Source organism: Vreelandella sedimenti, assembly GCF_013416325.1.
GTDB lineage: Bacteria > Pseudomonadota > Gammaproteobacteria > Pseudomonadales > Halomonadaceae > Vreelandella > Vreelandella sedimenti.
In genome coordinates this window covers 1-20,063 of the sequence record NZ_JACCGK010000006.1, presented here as the reverse complement: position 1 = coordinate 20,063, position 20,063 = coordinate 1, and the positions used below count along the sequence as shown (strand labels likewise).

Genomic DNA, 20,063 nt, shown 5'->3' with positions numbered 1-20,063 from the left:
TTCATGCGGTGGCGGCAGCTTGCATGTTATCGCGACGCCGACGCTGCATCAATACGATCAGCCCAAAGACCAAGAAGGCAGGAATCCACATTAGCTCCTTAGTCCAGCGGTCGACGGGGGCCAGAACCTCGATGATTTCTTGATCGAAGTCGAAACCGAGCTCTGCCGCTTGGCTGCCGTAGGTCACCATATCAACGGTGGCCGTACCACCCTCAATAAATAGCTCCATGCCCAGGTTATCGAGTCGCTCCTGACCTGTTTCGCCTTCAGGTACCGGTAATGTCATGTAAGTGGTCATGGGATCGCCATAATCATCAAGACCCGCAATCTGCAAGCGCAAAGTGGAGTCTTCGTCCACATCACCCAGCGCTTCGACGAATTGCGCGGGCGGGATGGATTCATAGGGATCATGAATCATGTCCATCCAGAAACCGGGCCGGAACAGCGTGAACGCAATCAGCAGCAGTACGATAGACTCATACCAGCGGTTGCGCGTAATCATAAAGCCCTGGGTCGCGGCGGCGAAGATCAACATGGCGATGGTCGACACCACAAAGATCAGCACTCCCTGAAGGAAGGTCACATCGATGAGTAGCAGATCGGTATTGAAGATAAACAGAAACGGCAGCGCAGCGGTACGAAGGCTGTAATAGAACGCCTGGAAACCGGTTCGAATGGGATCGCCGCCGGAGACTGCCGCCGCCGCAAAGGAGGCAAGCCCCACCGGCGGGGTAACGTCGGCCATGATGCCGAAGTAAAACACGAATAGGTGTACCGCAATCAAGGGTACCAGCAGGCCATTTTCAGCGCCCAGGTTGACGATGACCGGTGCCAGTAGTGCCGATACGACGATGTAGTTTGCTGTCGTAGGCAGCCCCATGCCGAGGATCAAGCTAAGCACAGCGGTAAGCAGCAAGATGAGCATCAAGTTGCCCATGGCCAGTGTTTCCACCACTTCGGCAAGCACCAGACCCACCCCGGTCTGGGAGACGGCACCGACGATGATACCGGCGGTAGCCGTGGCAATGCCGATGCCGATCATGTTGCGGGCACCAGTGACCAGGCCACTCCACAGATCCATCGCACCTTCACGCAGATCTGCCCTCATATCGCTGCGTCCGCGAAAAATCGATGTGATGGGGCGCTGGGTAATAATGATAAAAATCATGAAAACGGTGGCCCAGAAAGCCGACAGTCCTGGCGATAAACGTTCCACCATCAGACACCACACCAGCACAATAACCGGCAAGATGTACTGCAAGCCAACCAACACCGTCGGTTTGGTCTGGGGCAGTGTAAAGATCGGTTGGTTAGGGTCATCGAGCTCGAGCTCTGGGTAACCGGCCGCCAGTTTGAGTAGGGCGATATAAATGACCGTAAGTCCAACGGCTACCACCCAGGGGGTCGCATCCCCCAGTACCGGCTTGAGCCAGCCAAGGCCGTAATAAACAGCCAGAGCGGTGCCCATCATCAGTAGCAAACCACCGAGAAAGCCAATCACTTTATTGACCAGCGGCTTAGGTGGGTTACTGCTTTGCAGCCCCTTCATGTTGGCCTTGAGGGCCTCAAGGTGAACGATGTAGACCAGCGCAATATAGGAGATCAGCGCGGGAAGGAAAGCATGCTTAATTACCTCGACATAAGAGATGCCCACATACTCGACCATCAAAAAAGCAGCCGCCCCCATCACCGGAGGCATAATCTGCCCATTGACCGATGACGCCACTTCGACAGCGCCCGCCTTTTCCGCGGAAAATCCAACACGTTTCATCATCGGCACCGTGAAGGTACCAGTAGTTACTACATTGGCAATCGAGGAGCCGGAAATCAGACCGGTCATGGCCGAAGCCACCACGGCAGCTTTCGCTGGTCCGCCGCGATAGTGACCCAGTAGTGAGAACGCCACCTTGATAAAGTAATTGCCAGCACCCGCCTTATCGAGCAGGGCACCGAATAACACAAACAGAAACACGAAGCTGGTTGATACCCCCAGAGCGATACCGAAGACCCCCTGAGTCGTCAACCATTGGTGATTAATCAAGCCAAAGAGGCTCACCCCACCATGGGAAAGAATACCCGGCATCCAAGGGCCAGCCAGGCTATAGAGAAGAAAAACCGACGCTACAATCATTAACGGCGGGCCTAGCGCTCGGCGCGTCGCCTCGAGCAGCAGCAGTATCCCGGCTATACCAATAATAACGTCCTGCAGTATCGGGGCACCGGGGCGTTGGGATAACTGCTCGTAAAACATAAACATGTAAGCGCCACAGAAGGCTGCCGCCGCTGCAAGCACCCAATCCTGAATCGGCACACGGTCGCGCGGGGAGCGCTTAAGCGCCGGATAGGCCATATAAGCCAAAAAAAGCGCAAAGGCCAAGTGAATAGAACGCGCCTCAGTGGCACTAAATACACCAAACCCAAGGACGAAGGGCACTGGCGAAGCGATCCACAATTGAAAAAGAGACCACGCTGCCGCAATGCTTACCAAAAGCTTCCCGGGCATGCCGGCTGGCTTGCGGGCTCCCGTGTCGCTGGAGGCGACCATATCCTCCAAGTCTACTCCGGCTCCCGAAGGCCTGTTCTTATCGTCTGTCATCTGCCTGCCCCGCTCCGAGTCGATTGACGCATCATTGCCATATCGAAATGCCCTATCAACATTTTAAACGCCCTATCAACATTCTAAACCAAAATGCGCGGCACCCTGAGGTAACCGCGCATTTCTTACTAAGGTAGTATCACCTTAGGCTTCTGGTTTACTCAATCCAGCCTTGTTCACGGTAGTAACGCGCTGCCCCGTCGTGCAACGGCGCGGAAAGCCCTTCACTCACCATCTCTTCTGGATCAAGATTCTCGAAGGCCGGATGCAGACGCTTGAAACGATCGAAGTTGTCAAAAACCGCCTTGACGGTCTGATAGATCACTTCTTCGTCAGCCTCAGCGGTGGTGACAAAGGTCGCTGCCACGCCGAAAGTTTCGACATCTTCATCATTGCCGCGATACAGGCCACCCGGAATTACCGATGCGGAGTAGTAAGGATATTCATCGACGATGCCTTGAATGTCTTCGTCGTTCAACGGAATCAGACTAGCATCAACGGTCGTGGTAGCTTCCTGAATGGAACCATTGGGGTGGCCAACCACGTATACCATGGCATCGACGTTATTATCAGCGAGTGCCGCCGCTTGCTCGGCAGCATCAAGCTGAGATGCCAGCGAGAAGGTATCTTCAGTCCAGCCCTTGGCTTCCATCACCACTTCCATGGTATTGCGCTGGCCCGAACCTGGATTACCAATATTGACACGCTTACCTTCCAAATCATCGAGCGTCTCGATGCCAGAGTCAGCCCGCGCAAGCAGCGTCAACGGTTCACCGTGGACACGGAACACCGCACGCAGCTCTTCGTAGGGCTCGCCTTCGAAGTTCCCAGTGCCATTGTAGGCTTGATACTGAACATCGGATTGAGCGACACCCATGTCCAATTCGCCAGACTTAATGCCATTGATATTGGCAACAGAGCCCCCGGTAGAAGGTGCATTACACTTAATATCGGTGTCTTCGAGACGATTAACCAAACGACAGATCGACTGACCCACGACGTAGTAAACGCCGGTTTGGCCACCGGTGCCAATGGTGATGAATTGCTCGTCATCCTGTGCCATTGCCGGTGAGGCGAAAGCAGCGGCGGCAAGTAGCGCACTGGAGAAGGCAGTAGTGGAAAATACATGGCGTTTCATGAACACACCTCTTTGTATTGATGTTGTGAGCGTATTTGATATTACGAGCATCGCACGCTTTGGTCTCACCTGTTGAACCGTTCCCTCAGGTGCCCTTGTTCCAAAACGTTTTCAAGACATTCTATTTTCAAGACAAACGGTTACAGGCGACTCATAGCTGCCTGCTAGCACTACTTTAGCGAAAAAAACCTAATTAGCGAAATGTAATACGCTAATTAATGCATTTCGCTGACGTCTAATACTCAGTGTAGCGGTCTTCATCGTTTAGGGAACGTTAACTGCTATACCGCCTTTGCATAGGGTAAGCCAAATTAGTCAACGTTATAGCCCAAAACGCGCGGCAGCCAAAGCGCGATAGCAGGGAAGATAGCCACCAGCGCTAGTGCGCAGCCCATGGCAACGACAAACAGCAGCGCCCATCCTAGGGTCTGTTCCAAGCGAATTTTGGCCACTTCGGTGGTTACCATCAGGTTCACCGCCACCGGCGGGGTAAACTGACCAATGGCGATATTCATCGCCAACAGAATTCCAAACCACACTGGGTTCCACTCAAAATGCTGCATCACGGGGATCAAGATCGGCATCATGATCAAATAAATCGAGATCGCATCCAACAGCATTCCTGCCACCAGCACCGCCAGCATCACCAGAATTAGCAGCAACACGCCGTTATCGGTCAGGCTAATAATCCATTCCGCTAAGTGGCGGAAGGTGCCCAGCATGGTGCCTGCCCAGGCAAAAATACCCGCCAGGGCGATAATCAGCATCACCACGCCGGAGATAATCGCCGCCTCACCCAATAGCTCCCATAAATCGCGCAGCGACAGCTCGCGGGTTAGAAACAAACCGACAATAGCCCCATAGGCAACGGCTACCACGGCCGCTTCGGTGGGTGTAAATAGCCCTGACCGCAAACCACCCAATATCAGCACCGGGGCAAACAGCGCCGGTATCGCCTGTTTAAAGGTGGTGCGTACACTTAGCCGTTCAGCGCCCTCGATTGGTGTGCCACCCTCCCAACCGTAGCGTTTGGAAACGAGCATAGCGGGCACCAGTAGCGCCAGCCCCGCCAGAATACCGGGAAATAAACCTGCTGCGAAAAGTGCGCGTAAATCGACGCCCGGCACCACGATCGAGTAAAGAATCAGCGCCACTGAGGGAGGAATGAGAATCGCCGTCGAGGCAGAGGCGGCAATCAGCGTGGCCGAAAACGGCTTGGGGTAGCCCGCTTTGGTCATACTCGGCAGCATCACCATCGCCACCGCCGCGGCATCAGCAGGGCCTGAGCCGCTCATTCCGCCCATAATCATACACACCAGCACCGCCACCAAGGCCAAGCCACCGTGACGCGGGCCAATCAAAGCCTGAGCAAAACGCACTAAACGCAGCGCTACGCCGGAACGCTCAAAAATAAGCCCGGTTAAGATAAACAGAGGAATCGCAATCAGAGGGTACTTGGCAATACTGTTATAGGTATTGGTACCCATCGTTGCGAGCATGTCCGGTGACAAACCCAGCACGATGCCAACGGCCCCTGAGAGCGCCAGCGAAAAAGCTACCGACACCCCCGCTATCAGCAGGCCCGCAAACGCCAGTATCATCCACACATCAGGGCTCATCGGTGAGCCTCCCCGTTAAACGATCCGCGGTTTGCTGACATAAGCGCCACACCATGGCCGCAGAAAGCACGGGCAGCCAGACTAAATACCACCACTGAGGCAAGCCAAGCCCTGGTGACAGCGACTCCCACTGATATTCTTGCCAAGCCATCTTGCCGCCATACCAGGTGATCAAACCCAGCACGGTGGCACCGCAAAGCGCTTGAAAAAGGATCAGTGCACGGCGGTACTTGAGCGGCAATGCCCGTTCCAAAAAGCCAATACGAATATGGCGGTTACGCCGCAGCGCCACCGAGGCACCCGCAAAGGTCAGCACTACTAACAAAAACACAGAAAACTCTTCGGTAAATGAAAAAGAGCCGCCGGTTAAGTAGCGAGTAATCACATTACCAAGACTAATCGATGAGATAATGATTAATGCCAGCGCGCCCAGCCAACGCTCAGGGCGCGCATCAGGAAAGCCTTTCATGGCAGCCTCACAGCAAAAAACTCCCAGCCTTAAAGGCCGGGAGTTTGAACATCAAAGGTAATTAACGCGCGTCGATAGCGGCTTGTGCGGCCTCTACCACCTCTTCACCAATCCGCGGCGCCCATTTTTCGTAAACGGACTGGGTGGCATCGACAAACGCCTGATACTGCTCATCGGAAAGCTCGGTTACTGTGACGCCGCGCTCTTGAATCGCCGCAAGACGCTCGCCCTCTTCTTCACGGGTCATGGCGATTTCCCACTCACCCGCTTCTACCGCGGTTTCGCGCAGCAGGGTTTGTTGCTCTTTGCTCAATGTTTGCCATACCTGCTGATTGACCGCAAAAATCAGTGGGTCATTCATGTAGTTCCAGAGTGTCAAATGCTCCTGGCCGACTTGATCAATGCGCGCGACATCAAACACAGAGAGTGGGTTTTCCTGGCCATCAACGGCGCCGGTGGTCAGCGCAGGCTGAGCGTCCGTCCAGCTCATTTGGGTGGGGTCGGCGCCCAATGCCGAGAAGGTATCCTGGAACAGCGGCGAGCCAACAACGCGGATTTTCAGGCCGTCCAAGTCGTCTGGTTGACTAATCGGCCCGCGAGAATTGGAAACCTGGCGGAAACCATTTTCACCCCAGGCTAACGGGATAACGCCACGAGATTCGATTGCTTCAAAAACCAACTCCCCTGCTTCACCACCGGTAACCGCATCAACGGCGGCTTCATCGGGAATGAAGAACGGTAAAGAGAAGAGATTAAGTTCCGGCACCTGGGGCGACCAGTTGATGGTCGAGCCCACAGCGGCATCAATCAACCCGGAGCGCATGGCGGAAAATTCGCGGGTTTGGTCACCGGAAACCAGTTGAGAGTTGGGGTAAACGCGCAGCGTTAACTCGCCGTCACTACGCTCCTCAACTAGTTCGGCCCACTTCTCCGCCGCCTGCCCCCAGGGGAAAGCGTCAGACAAAACCGTAGAAACCGAGAGTTCGCGTGCTTGTGCAGAAAGGGAGGCGGTCAGCAGAGCCGCACCGGCCAAGCCAGCGGTTAAACGAGCCATTGGGCGTGTCAGCGTCATGGTAGATCCTTTTTTAGCTATTTTTATGATGTGCGTTTAGTGGTGTGCGTGGACAGCAGTTGTGAAGCTTTTCGAGAAAGCCCCACTTATTGTATGCACTTAGGGCGCGAAAGGAAGTCGCCTAAGGTCGGCATGTGGCAGTACTGGCCCTTGAGACCAGAGTATAAGGCAACACCAAATTGTCTACTTGCCTCCCTTCCAACACCTCAATCAACATCGCAACAGCTTCGCGTCCGAAGGCTTCCGCCGGTTGGGCAATCGTCGTCAGCGGCGGGTCGCTGTAAGAAGCAAACGCAATATCATCAAAGCCTGCCACCGAAATATCCTCCGGCACCCGCAGGCCCGCTTCTTTGATACGGCTTATAGCGCCTATGGCCATTTCATCGCTTTCACAAAAAATGGCGGTGGGACGCTCCGCTAAAGCGATAAGCGTTTCAGCCGACTGATAACCAGAACGTGGCGTGAAATCGCCAGGACAAAGCAGGCACTCATCTAACGCAATGTCTGCCGCGCTCAATGCATCCTGGTAGCCTTGTTGACGGTCACGAGTCAAGGGGCTGCGCCGTGGCCCTTTAATCATGCCGATTCGACGATGCCCCAGGGAGATTAAGTGCTCGGTGGCCTCCCGGGCTGCCGCTCGGTTATCGAGTTTGACGGTGGGACAGGGCGCATCGTCCAGCACCTCGCAGGCATTGATCATGGGCAATACCGCCCCATCGGGAAACGCCTTTTCAGAAAAAGGGTTAAAAGCACGCAGTTGAATCACACCATCTGCCTGGCGGGTACTGACCAAACTGGCGTATTGGGTTTCCATCGCCTCATTACCGAGCGTATTACACAGCAGAACGCCGTAGCCGCGTTCTTGGGCCGCTTCCTGAATACCGCTGATTACCCGCGCAAAGAAGGTATTTGCGATAGTGGGTACTAAAACCACTAAGTTATAAGTGCGCTGTGAGCGAAACTGAACCGCCATCAAATTAGGTTTGTAGCCCGCTTGATCAACAGCCTTCAGCACTTTTTCCCGGGTGGTGGGTGAGACGATATCCGGCGACTTTAAAGCGCGTGATACGGTCGCTACCGATACCCCCGCCAACTCGGCGACCTTACGTATATTGGTCATGGCCTCCCTTATCACTAGGTAATCGCCGTAAGCAGATGGTTGCGCGGCATTATTGATATCAGCTTAACGTATCCCAGCGTTAAACTCAGCGCGCGATTTCCCAACCCTTCGCACACACCGATAGACCTTTGTCGCATTGACGCTTATAGCGTGAAGCCCTAATTTCAAGCCAAATGTAACCGGTTACATCACCATCTATACAAGCGCAGTCTGGACAAGCACCACCTGAAAATTCATAAGTTTTATCAAAGCAGGAGCCTCTCTATGCCGCGACCCAATCAACCCCGCATCCGCTTAGGAATGATCGGCGGCGGACAAGGGGCGTTTATCGGCCAAGTTCACCGCTTAGCTGCTCGTCTCGATGACACCTGCGCGCTGGTATGTGGCGCCTTTAGCCGCTCGGCGGATAACAACCAACTGAGCGGCGAAGCGTGCCACCTACCCGACGAACGTATTTACGCTGGCTGGCAGCAGTTACTCGCAAGCGAGCAGCAACTTCCCGCCGAACAACGCATGCAGTTATTAGTGATCGCCACACCAAATCACCTTCACGTGCCAATCGCGGAAGCGGCCATGCAGGCAGGCTTTCATGTGTTCTGCGAAAAACCGGCGGCAGTATCGCTCCAAGAAGCTCAGCGCTTAGCAGAAAGCTGGCATGCCAGCGGCTGCCTGTATGGCTTGGCGCATACCTACTTAGGCTACCCCATGGTATGGCAAGCCCGGGAAATGGTGAGCGAGGGCCAAATAGGTAACATTCGCAAAATTCATGTGGAGTACCCCCAGGGCTGGCTAGGCGAGCGTTTAGAACAGCAGGGGAATAAGCAAGCCGCGTGGCGCACCGACCCTACGCTCGCAGGTATCAGCGGCTGCATGGCGGACATTGGCACCCACGCTTTCGGCCTCGCTGAGTTTATCTCTGGGCAACGTATTAGTGAGCTGTGCGCTTCGCTTGCCAGCCACGCCGACGGCCGCCAATTGGACGATGACGGCGATGTGCTGCTGCGCACCGATCAAGGCGCCAGCGGCACCCTCATTGCCAGCCAAGTCTGCAGCGGGGAAGAAAACGCACTTAAAATTCGTATTTACGGTGATAAAGGGGCGCTTGAGTGGCATCAAATGGAGCCCAACAGCCTGCTCTACCGCCCGCTTCAAGCGCCGATGCGCACCCTCCGTGCGGGCATCGACCAACCCGACCTTTTCCTCAGCGCGATGCAGCGCTTGCGCCTACCTGGCGGCCACCCCGAGGGGTATCTGGAAGCACTCGGCAACCTTTACCGCGACTTTGCCCACGCCATTCATCAAGGCAAGCAAGGCGACGTTGAGGGCGTTCCCGGCATGGCCTCTGGGTTACGTGGCATGGCGTTTATCGAGGCAGTCACCACCAGCGCCAAAAGCGAACAGAAATGGACGCCGCTACCCGCTACTCAACTACCAGGAGCCTAATCATGCCCGACACTCACCAAGGCATCCGCGGGCCCGCCATTTTCCTGGCCCAGTTTATCGGCGACGAAGCGCCTTTCGATAGCCTCGACGGAATCGCTCGCTGGGCGGCCGAACAGGGCTATCAAGCCATTCAGCTACCCACTGTAGACAGTCGTTTTATCGACCTGCATAAGGCCGCTGAAAGCCAAAGTTACTGCGATGAGTTAAACGCCCGCTGCGAAAAAGCCGGCGTTGTGATCAGCGAACTCTCTACCCACTTACAGGGCCAACTGGTCGCCGTGCATCCCGCTTGCGACGACTTATTCGATGATTTCGCGCCTGCTGAGCTGCACGGCAAGCCGCAGGAGCGTACCGAGTGGGCCATTGAGCAGCTACAACTGGCTGCCAAAGCTAGCCAACGACTTGGTTTAACGGCTCACGCGACGTTTTCCGGGGCGCTGCTATGGCCCTTTGTTTACCCCTGGCCCCAACGTCCTGATGGGCTAGTCGAAGAAGGGTTCAACGAGCTGGCCCGGAGGTGGCGACCGATTCTGGATGCCTTTAACGAGGCAGGCGTTGACCTGTGCTTTGAGATTCACCCTGGCGAGGATCTTCACGATGGTGCGTCTTTCGAGCGGTTCCTGGCGGCAGTGGACAACCATCCTCGGGCGAAAATTCTTTATGACCCCAGCCACTTACTGCTGCAGCAGTTGGATTATCTCGAGTTTATCGACCGCTACCACGAACGTATCGGCATGTTCCACGTTAAAGACGCTGAATTTAACCCCAATGGCCGCAGCGGCGTTTATGGCGGTTACCAGGGTTGGGTAGAGCGCCCTGGGCGCTTCCGTTCATTAGGCGATGGGCAGATTGATTTCAGCGGGATTTTTAGCCGCCTGACGCAGTACGGGTTTGATGGCTGGGCGGTGCTTGAGTGGGAGTGCTGCATTAAAGACGCCGCCCAAGGCGCTGCAGAGGGTGCTCCCTTTATCGAGGCACATCTGATTCAACCCGCCGGTCGCGCTTTCGATGATTTTGCCGGTGTCACTACCAGTGTTTCGCGCAACCGCCGAATTCTTGGTCTTTCTTCACACCTTTAATTGACTGTTTTAAATCACAACCACAACAAAGGATCACGTCATGGCTATGATACGCACACGACTCAGCATCATGATGTTTTTGCAGTTCTTTATCTGGGGCGGCTGGTTTGTCACTCTGGGCACCTTCCTGGCCAACAACCTCAACGCTAGCGGTGGCCAGATTGGCATGGCGTTCTCCACCCAGTCCTGGGGTGCCATTATTGCCCCTTTTATTATTGGCTTGATCGCTGACCGTTATTTCAACGCCGAGCGTATTCTCGGTGTTCTGCACTTGGCGGGCGCTGCATTAATGTACGGCCTGTATGTCGCCAGCGATTTCAGCACTTTCTACCCGTTGGTGCTGATGTATATGATTATCTACATGCCGACACTGGCGCTGGTTAACTCAGTCTCCTTCCGCCAAATGAGCGACCCAGGCCAGGAGTTCGCTAAAATCCGCGTATGGGGAACCATTGGCTGGATTATCGCTGGCCTGGGGATCAGCTACTTATTCGCCTGGGACTCTTCGCAAGGCATCGCCGACGGTATGCTGCGTAACACCTTCTTGATGTGTGCCATCGCGTCTTTAGCCCTTGGCCTATATAGCTTTAGCCTTCCCGCGACGCCGCCTAAAGCAGATGGCCCGGTGGGCTTAAAAGAAGTGCTAGGGCTAGATGCGCTGGCCCTGCTAAAAGACCGCAACTACGCCATCTTCTTTATTGCCTCTATTCTGATTTGTATTCCGCTGGCGTTTTATTACCAAAACGCAAACCCATTTCTGGCCGAGATCGGCGTGACCAATCCAACCGGTAAAATGACCCTGGGCCAGGTATCAGAAGTGCTGTTTATGCTGCTGCTACCGGTCTTTATTCACCGCTTTGGTATCAAGAAAACCTTGCTGATCGGCATGTTGGCATGGGCGCTGCGCTATGCGCTGTTTGCGTTCGGTAACGCCGATGAGATGGTGTTTATGCTCTTGATCGGTATTGCACTGCATGGCGTGTGCTATGACTTCTTCTTCGTGACCGGCCAGATCTACACCGATGCCCGCGCAGGAGAGAAGTTTAAAAGCTCTGCTCAGGGCATGATCACGCTGGCCACTTACGGGGTAGGCATGCTGATAGGCTTCTGGGTAGCCGGTCAGATTACCGACCACTTCTCCACCAACGGCGCGCACGATTGGCAAGGCATCTGGATGTTCCCAGCGGTATTTGCTATCGCGGTGCTGGTATTGTTCTACCTCACCTTTAAAAACGATAAAAGCGTAACGGCTAAGCCTAACGTGTAAGGATATAGAGCATAAAAACAGCCGGGTGTGTGGGCGGCACCCGGTTTACTAAGCTTTGTACGAAAACTGTCCTAACAGATACAGAGCCAACACAATCAACGCAAGCAAACCCACTACTGCACACAAAGCGCCGTCGGCTCGACTCCTATGCTCATCGAGATATATCACTTTAGAAGCCGAAGGATATTTTCCCAAAGTAACTAGCTTGCAGATTGGCCAGCCAACCCAGTAACAAATTGTTCTGAAGAATATCTCTGCCAGTATGTAACCTATTCCCCTAACCCCCCCCCCTGCCTATCTCTTCAAAAAAGCCGTCCATAAAATTCCCTCGGTTAAACGTTGCTAGGTTTTGAAGCATTCTGTCCTACCAAAGATAAACTAGCCGGTCAACAGTTATACTGAGAACCTAGCTCATATGTAATCTCTAAAATACAACACGCGATTAAACTATTTACAAAAGTTAAAAAATAAATTCATAAGCACGATATAGAAGAGTTACCATCTCAATACAAGTGGATTAAGTGAACTACGCAACCTGGACTATCGGAACTTCAATAAACCAATCTCAACCAATCATCTATTTTTAATGAGACTCTTTTAGCAAACCCTGTTCATCTTCAATACGGATATCTTCTACGATTGCTCCTTTATGCATTGCAATTATCCTCTTTGCAAACGCCACGGTTTCGCGCCGGTGCGCGATGGTTATTCTTGTCATTTTAGCAATGTTCAGCGCTTGGACGACGTGCTGTTCGCTATGAAGGTCGAGATGACTAGTTGCTTCATCCAAAGCTAGAATACTGGGATTTTTGTAAAGCGCTCTGGCTAGAAGGATCCTCTGCTTTTGACCTCCTGACAAACCACCGCCCATTTCGGCAACAAGGGTTTGATAACCCATTGGCATATTAATAATAGTTTTATGAATATGCGCTATATTAGCAGCTTTTTCTATATGCTCTTGATTTTCTTCAGGATCGAAACAAGCAATATTTTCAGCTAATGATCCAGCCATTAGCTGGTCTTCTTGCATGACGGCCCCGATTAGTTCACGTACAGCCTTGGCTCCTAACTGACGTGTGGAGATGCCCCCTACAAGAATTTCTCCCTCAGTAGGCTTCAAAAGGCCTAATACAAGTTTAAATAGTGTACTTTTTCCCGAGCCAGAACGTCCGACAATCGCAACAGAATCGCCCGCATCAATAATAAAAGAAATATTTTTCAAAACCCATGGTTCGCCCTCAGCGTAACGGTAGGATACTTCTCGAAACTCTATCTTAGGCTCTAAACGATACAAGTCAGTTTCGGCTACAGGCTCTTCTTCAGGCGCTTCAAGTGCTATATCGGCCAAACGCTCCGCATGTAAAGAAAGCATCTTTATTTCCAATCCCATATCAATCAACTGACTGGCACGCGTGGTGAATTGACTCTTATAGGCAATGAAAGCTAGTAGCATACCGAGCGAAAGCGATCCCTCCAATACTGAAACGCCACCCCAGTAAAGTAAAAACATACTTTCCAAACCAAATATCAATGTATTTAGACTTGCAAATGCCAAAAGAATTTTTTGAGTAGTAACATCTCTATTCTGTACATCAGCCATCATATTTTGCCAATTGGACAATCGTATAGATGAGTGATTAAATAATTTCAAAGGAACTATTGCTCTTAAAGTTTCAAGAAAATAGGCATTCTCTCTTGACGATAAGATAATTCTTTCCTCTGAAGCATTACGCAATGGTTGATAAAATGCGACTCTCAAAACCATGTATAAAGCAAGCGCCACCACCACAATCATCGTTAAAAAATGGCTATATAACAACATCATACCAAAAGTAATCATTGCCACTAACCCATCTAAAACGATCATGATAGCACCATTCGCAAAAACTTGACGAATAGCTGAAAGAGACTGAAATCTTGATGTAATATCCCCCAAATGCCGCCGTTCAAAGAAAGGCCAAGGTAAAGTTACTAGATGCCGCATCAAGTTAGAAGACCATTGTAAAGACAGCTGCTGATTTAAGCGTAGGCCCATCCATCCACGAGCCATTTTAAGAAAAAAATCAATTATTAAAAGCAGCCCGCCACCTAAAACAGCCAACAACAGTAGATCATAGTCAGCTGACACTAAAGCCCCATCCACTACCCACTGAGTAACTTGAGGACTTAATAAAGAAACTATTTCAATCGTAACTGCAATAGCAAAAATATTGATTAGTGCTCGTTTGAAACCTACAGCTCTACCAACTAAATCTCGTAGCCGAATTTTAGGCTTTAACTTTGCTGGAACAAAGCCAGCGTTTGGGACTAACTCTAAAGCTACACCTGTAAAGTGTGGGGATGCATCATCGACGGTAACCTTACGAGCCCCCACAGCAGGATCCAGTAAATGCAGCACATTGTTAACGACTTTCTTGAGAACTACAAAGTGATTCATGTCCCAATGTAAAATACAAGGACATCTTAAATTTTTAATTTCGCCAAGATCCAGTCTCAAAGAACGGGAAGAGAAATTCAAATCATGTGAATACTTAATTAATTGCGAAAGATTTGCGCCTTTAAGAGAGATGGAGAACCTTCTCCTCAGGCTTATAAGATCATGGTGCAAGCCATGATAGCTAGAAATCATTGCAAGACAAGCCAAACTACACTCTTGGCTCTCAGACTGGAGTATTAATTTCATTCAAAACAAATAATAGATAATTCATATTAAAAGGCTAGCTAAAAAACCAGCCTCTACTTTAAAACATCAATCAACAAGTTCGATAACGTCATTTATACCAAGCTCAAAGAGCAAAGTATTTATCTTACTTTTAGAGTTTCCGTCAAATTTTTCCACAACGTCACCAACTGTGCACAAACCTTTATCAAAAACGCTTTTAATAAGATTACCACTTACACTATCAATATTAACTTTATTTCCATTAATCACTACAAAGCCTTCAGAGAAAAAGGGCAATGTATTTGCGTTAACTTTTATTTTTTGTGATTCACTTAGAACTCCGACTTCATTATTTCCGAACACATCCAGCGAAAGTTTAGAATCAACTCTTTGTTGGCCTAAATAGTCACACATAAAGCTTTCATAAATACTCTTATCATCTAGGAAATCACTAATTGAATTTTTAATAGCAATTAGATTTTCTTTATCATTCTCGTAATTATGAAAATTTTTGCGACAGGCTTCTATTTCTGGCATGCAATTCATTAACCACTTTAAAAAATCAAACCCAGTTGGCGCAAATGTACCCACAGCTAGATGAAAAGTTTCCTCTCCTACAGGGATGGGATTATGCCACCATCCCCTTGGTATATATAATATATCACCTGGTTCAATGACTATATCCATATAGACTTCTTCGGGCTCATCGATGTAAGGCATATCTTTTGCTTGGTGCATATACAAAGGAAGATCGAAACTAGGAGCCTTTAGTATCCAGCGCTTTCTACCAAGAAGCTGTACTGCAAAAACATCCCTTGTGTCCCAATGACTTTTATAGGATGACTTTGAGCTAAAAGCAGCGTAACCACTAGTAATCGTCTGTGCACCTGCATAATTTGCAATCTGATACACCAATTCACCTATCTTAGGTTCGTTTTGAATCCTATTATAAACGAGAGTAGCACCTTTTCTCATGTAATCGTAGATCACAGGCTTTATATAACGAGTTTCCAATCTACCTACATTCATATATGATTCTAAATATTCCTTTTTTGGAACCTCATACCCATTCATTAATTTAAACGTTCTATCTGATGCATCCGCTCTCTCATATATTTCGTTGACATCACTCCAAGTGAGATCAATATCGTTTATTGCTCTTTTAAATAAGCATGGATTTTTATACAAATATTCATTAAAAAAATCCTCCTTGTTAAAACAGAAGTCAATTTTCATTCAACATTCCTCACTTTCTGTTGAGTAAAATATTATAATTTAAAACACACCTAACGCATTTCTTGCAGGCATACCAAGGAGAAAAATCAGTCCTAAAAAATGTCTCGCCATCACCTCCACCCCTCTAAAAACGCTTATAAAATCATGCGAAATTATAGAAGACTCAACTATAATCAGCGTATAATTATAAAACCAAAACAAGCTCAGCATAAAAATTCTAAAGTTATTTTCATTACTTTATCTAATCTAAAAAACCCACCCAACTCATGGCGATAAAACATCTATCGCCATGGAAACATTATAAGTAATGAATAAAAAAACACTTAATATCTATAAAATACCAATATTTTAATAGTCAGTGCCGTCTCCACAATAATCGGTTCCATCAGAGTCAAAAGCTTTTGACATAGCATATCCCCCGAGACCTGCACCGATGCCAGTGCCCATGAATTCGCCTACTCTTTGACCTATCACGGTTCCTGCAATAACACCAGGAGGCCCGAAACGACTACCAGCCACACCTCCTGCTCTTGATCCAGCCGCCCCTCCTATAGCCCCACCAATCTTCCCACCCGCTAAACCACCGACACCAGTAGCTGCTGCTTCTGAAGCACTATCAGCTCCACCACCAACAAGCTCCATTTCATAAAGATTAAGTTCTCTCATCTCTTTGCCCTTTAGTAAAACTAAAAATACTTACGCTAAGTGTAAGCAACCCAAAAGATATAAATAAAACTCCTTGCGTGATAGAGGTGTATGTTTCACCAAATGTGTTTGGAATAATTAGAATTATTCCGACCCCAATAATCATAAGCATTAAGCCAAAACCAACTGACTGAAAACTCATACTTTTTGAAGTTTTCACTTTCCTCATATAATTTGGTTCTCCAATGCAACCAGCACAATAAAAAAAAATAGCCACAAGACTTAAAGAAACAAAAGACAAAGAAATTGACATTATCAAGTCAACAACAACAAAAGCAATCTCAGAAAAATTAAGACCTTTGTTTAAAAAAACAAACAACACAGAAACTCCGCATATAAAACAATTTACATTGAAAAAAACACTACTATAAAGTCTCATAACTGGCCCAACCTTGGTCATGTTTAAAATATATTAAATACAGGAAATACAAATACTATTTTTTGAATTTTATCTAATCGGCAATAACCTCAGAAAACAACACACTAAAGTAATGTTCAACCACCTCGCTTACTTGCTTATCTGTCACTTTTGACAAGTCCCTCCTATGTTCGATCATTTGATCAATTGTTATTCCTCTTTCAAGCTGCCGATGTAGCAGGTTAACCAACGTATTATCATCATCCAGCGCTGCACCAACACCCTGCAAAAGAGTCGCTTTGCTCCACTCCACTTCCTGTTGCGTTACCCCATCTTTTATAAAGCGGTCTACTTCATCTCTGACTATTTCCAAAAATGGTTCTTTTTCAGATTTTGGATAGTGGCTCTGAATCGTTATCCGGCTCGCATCCCCATGCGACACGATATGTGCTGACGCTCTGGTGTTGTAAGTCATCCCCTCCTGCTCTCTTATCCGACGCCCCAACCGGGAATTCAGTGGGTCGCCCCCTAAAATGTGGGTTGCCACCAATAGGGGCACAGCATCTTCAGAATCCATCGTCAGGGGGAAATAAAAGCGCCTCAAGTAATGTCCCGTAGCGGTGCCGCCAGCCTCTACATTCAGGCTCGTAGGCTCCATGTCGGTATAAAGGCGTACCGGGCGCTCATGCGCGACTTGACTATTCCAATCGCCAAACAGCGTTTCTAAGTGAGTCAATATTGCATTTGAGTCAACGTCCCCCACGATGGCAAGTTTGCCATGATCTGCACCGTAAAAAGTTTCATGGAACTCACGAATATCACTCAATGTGGTGGCTTCTATCGCCGCCTGCATGGCTTCGTGCATCAGTCGGCGACGGATATCATCGTGCTCGAGCGGTGAGTCGGTATAGTGCCTAAGCGCACGGCGGGCTACTTGCACTGGTCGCTGGTCAATTGTTTGCGCAGCGTTAAGTAGCTGTCGTTTGACAAGATCGAACTCATGCTGGCTCAGCGCAGGGGTTTTCAAGATGTCAGCCAATAGCCCCAGAAATGTCTCTATGCTTTCCGTGGGGCTTTCAAAACGGATCTTTAGCACGCCGCCATTGGGTATGATTGATACACTTGCCCCCAGTTGATTGATCTGGTCAACCACTTCTTGGTAGCTCGCAGACTGCGTGCCACGTATTAACTGCGTGCCTAGAATATCTGTAACGGCATGCTGTCCTCTTAAACTAGCGGTGTTACCAAAGTGCAGCGTCATCACTCCCTGAATGCGATCGCTCTCATTTCGTGGCAGCAGCGCTACTTGCATACCATTAGACATCAAGCGACGCTCAATACTCTGCTCTATATCACGTATTGTCTGGCTCGCACCTTCCAAGCCAATCTCGGGTGGTTGAGGCAGCTCAATGGGCTCATGAACCTGTTCCTGCTGGGAAATTACTGCATTAGCAATATTAGCAACATCATTTGTTCTTTTATTGCCAGGACGCAACAGCCCCTCTATTTGGCGCTCAGCAACTAAGAAATTCTCTGCTTGGCGCTGCACCTCTTCTACTGTTCGCTCGGGCAAACTATCCCAACCCAAAAGCAATTGCTGCCAATCGCCCAGCACAACGGCCTCGGATAGATACTCAGCGAGCATCTCGGGGCTACTGGTTAAGTGCTCCAATGTTTGCTTTTCTACACGCAATGCTCGCTTTAAGCTTTCTTCGTTGATCGCCTCATGGCCGGAAGTGACCACGGCGTTTTGTAACTGTTCAGCTAGCGCTTCCAGCGACTGCTCTGGAGGCGCTGTTGCTCCAAATAAAAAATAACCGCCTTGGGCAAAAGGCAGGTACGTTGCGAACACACCCTGCGCATCACCAGGCATCACTAGCGCTTGGTAAAGAGAGCCGTGAGGCTCACCAGCATATATATCCGCCAATACGGAGAGTGACCAATGCCTTTCGTCTTGAGCAGGTGGCAGGGGGTATCCCAGCACAATACTTGCGACGCTTCCCTGATACGCTTCAACTGTTACTGGCCCCTCAATGTTGGGCAAATCCAATGGAACACGATCCAGCAGCGAGGGAGGTTCAAGTTTGGCAAAATGGTTCTCCAACGCATTTAAAGCCGTTTCTTCTTCAAAACCACCGGTAATAACAATAAATGCGCGATCAGGGCGATAGTAACGGTCATGAAACTGCCTGATACTCTCTTCAGTCATACGTTCTAGTTCATCTGGCTGCCCCAATACTTGCCTCCCGAACCCAGCTCCTGGAGTCGCTGCCGCAAACATCTGATCGATTAGTATGTTAAAAGGCTCCTCTTGCGAGGCTTCTCGTTCTCTCGATACAACCTCTATTTCTGAGGCCAAGGCGGTCTGGTTAAAAGACAGACTTGTCATGCGCTCAGCCTCCAAGGCCAACAGCGCATCCAACTGGTTGGGGTTAGATTCGAGTACTGTGGTATAACGCGTACGATCAAAACTAGTGGTAGCATTAAAGGCTAAACTACGTTCTCTAAGCGCATTAACCCACTGCTCTCCTGGGTGCGTCTCTGTTCCCTTGAACATTAGATGCTCCAGCAGGTGCGCAGTACCGCTTTGCCCTTGTGGGTCGGCCAAAGAGCCAACCTGGTAAATAACATTTAGAAAAATGGAATTACTAGCACTAGGAGCCAGCAGAATTTTCAATCCATTGTCAAACTGGTAAGCGGAAATATCATTTCCAACGCCAACGAGCTTTGCATCATGACCATTGGCATTGCCCGCCAATATACATAGCATTAATGCTACCGCCAGCTTATTAATTATTGCATAGCAAAATGCTGTCTTTATCCGCATACTTATTACTAGTCTCTAATTTAATTAAAATTGACCACTAACCACTTTTCCCAAGAACCGAGTAAATCGGCTCTAATACCCACTCATAAAGCCGACGCTTGTCCTGAAGAATATCCGCTTCAAACAACATCCCGACCTGCAATTGCCGAGGTTTTCCATATACAGATACATACTGAGAATCCAAGTTAACTGCCACTTGGTAAAACAAACTGGAAACATCAGCTATCTCTTGCTGCAACGTACTAGCAACATGGGCGGGAAGCTCTTGAGCTGCATAGGGTGTCATTGCAACTGACGCAACGCTTCCTCTTGTTACCCCAAATTTTTGATAAGGATAAGCAGCGTGCCGAATTAACACCTCTTGCCCTTCCTGTATAAAACCTGCTTGACGCGCGCTGACATAGACATGGGCATTTAGTTTTGAATCATTTGGTATTAAGCTTGCTAGCCTGGATTTCTCATAGTACCTCAG

General features: G+C 49.5%; 15 protein-coding genes. 3 read left to right on the top strand and 12 right to left on the bottom strand.

The genetic code is table 11. The annotated features are described in order from the left end of the window. Position 1 precedes the first annotated feature (1 nt). The 6 genes from HZU72_RS07805 to HZU72_RS07780 all read right to left on the bottom strand — a co-directional run bounded on the left by HZU72_RS07805 (position 2) and on the right by HZU72_RS07780 (position 8,014). Positions 2-2,596, bottom strand: a complete 2,595-nt coding sequence (locus tag HZU72_RS07805; protein ID WP_180091274.1) for a TRAP transporter permease — start codon at positions 2,594-2,596, stop codon at positions 2-4. 157 nt (positions 2,597-2,753) lie between these two features. Then, positions 2,754-3,734 carry a TAXI family TRAP transporter solute-binding subunit gene (locus HZU72_RS07800; RefSeq protein WP_180091273.1) on the bottom strand — a complete coding sequence of 327 codons (981 nt, stop codon included), beginning with the start codon at positions 3,732-3,734 and terminating at the stop codon, positions 2,754-2,756. 311 nt (positions 3,735-4,045) lie between these two features. Continuing rightward, positions 4,046-5,353, bottom strand: coding sequence for a TRAP transporter large permease (locus HZU72_RS07795; protein WP_180091272.1), 1,308 nt, complete (start codon positions 5,351-5,353; stop codon positions 4,046-4,048). Continuing rightward, a complete protein-coding gene (locus HZU72_RS07790) occupies positions 5,343-5,822 on the bottom strand; it encodes a TRAP transporter small permease (RefSeq protein WP_180091271.1) in 480 nt (159 codons plus the stop codon). Before HZU72_RS07790 ends, HZU72_RS07795 begins: the two co-directional genes overlap by 11 nt. 61 nt (positions 5,823-5,883) lie before the next feature. Next, positions 5,884-6,894: a DctP family TRAP transporter solute-binding subunit gene (locus tag HZU72_RS07785; RefSeq protein WP_180091270.1), complete on the bottom strand. Its 1,011-nt coding sequence runs from the start codon at positions 6,892-6,894 to the stop codon at positions 5,884-5,886. A gap of 121 nt (positions 6,895-7,015) precedes the next feature. Beyond that, complete coding sequence (locus tag HZU72_RS07780; protein WP_180091269.1) at positions 7,016-8,014, bottom strand: LacI family DNA-binding transcriptional regulator; 999 nt, start codon at positions 8,012-8,014, stop codon at positions 7,016-7,018. A gap of 264 nt (positions 8,015-8,278) precedes the next feature. On the opposite strand from HZU72_RS07780, the gene HZU72_RS07775 reads away from it, so the two are divergent. The 3 genes from HZU72_RS07775 to HZU72_RS07765 are packed head-to-tail and all read left to right on the top strand — an operon-like array spanning position 8,279 to position 11,803. Continuing rightward, positions 8,279-9,457, top strand: a complete 1,179-nt coding sequence (locus HZU72_RS07775; protein WP_180091268.1) for a Gfo/Idh/MocA family protein — start codon at positions 8,279-8,281, stop codon at positions 9,455-9,457. Positions 9,458-9,459: 2 nt separating this feature from the next. Continuing rightward, positions 9,460-10,536 (top strand): sugar phosphate isomerase/epimerase family protein, encoded by a 1,077-nt coding sequence (locus HZU72_RS07770; RefSeq protein WP_180091267.1) that lies wholly within the window; start codon positions 9,460-9,462, stop codon positions 10,534-10,536. A gap of 40 nt (positions 10,537-10,576) precedes the next feature. Further along, on the top strand, positions 10,577-11,803 hold the full coding sequence (locus tag HZU72_RS07765; protein WP_180091266.1) for a nucleoside permease: 1,227 nt from the start codon (positions 10,577-10,579) through the stop codon (positions 11,801-11,803). 583 nt (positions 11,804-12,386) lie between these two features. On the opposite strand, the gene HZU72_RS07760 is transcribed toward HZU72_RS07765, so the two are convergent. From HZU72_RS07760 to HZU72_RS07735, 6 genes are all read right to left on the bottom strand, one after another. Further along, positions 12,387-14,486 carry a peptidase domain-containing ABC transporter gene (locus HZU72_RS07760; protein ID WP_268896291.1) on the bottom strand — a complete coding sequence of 700 codons (2,100 nt, stop codon included), beginning with the start codon at positions 14,484-14,486 and terminating at the stop codon, positions 12,387-12,389. Positions 14,487-14,552: 66 nt separating this feature from the next. After that, on the bottom strand, positions 14,553-15,701 hold the full coding sequence (locus tag HZU72_RS07755; protein ID WP_180091264.1) for a JmjC domain-containing protein: 1,149 nt from the start codon (positions 15,699-15,701) through the stop codon (positions 14,553-14,555). Positions 15,702-16,049: 348 nt separating this feature from the next. Further along, positions 16,050-16,367, bottom strand: coding sequence for a hypothetical protein (locus tag HZU72_RS07750; RefSeq protein WP_180091263.1), 318 nt, complete (start codon positions 16,365-16,367; stop codon positions 16,050-16,052). Further along, positions 16,354-16,728, bottom strand: coding sequence for a hypothetical protein (locus HZU72_RS07745; protein WP_180091262.1), 375 nt, complete (start codon positions 16,726-16,728; stop codon positions 16,354-16,356). Before HZU72_RS07745 ends, HZU72_RS07750 begins: the two co-directional genes overlap by 14 nt. Before the next feature lie 130 nt (positions 16,729-16,858). After that, positions 16,859-19,591 (bottom strand): M16 family metallopeptidase, encoded by a 2,733-nt coding sequence (locus HZU72_RS07740; protein ID WP_180091261.1) that lies wholly within the window; start codon positions 19,589-19,591, stop codon positions 16,859-16,861. 37 nt (positions 19,592-19,628) lie between these two features. Then, on the bottom strand, positions 19,629-20,063 hold a 435-nt coding region (locus HZU72_RS07735; RefSeq protein WP_180091260.1), incomplete at its 5' end, for a beta-barrel domain-containing protein.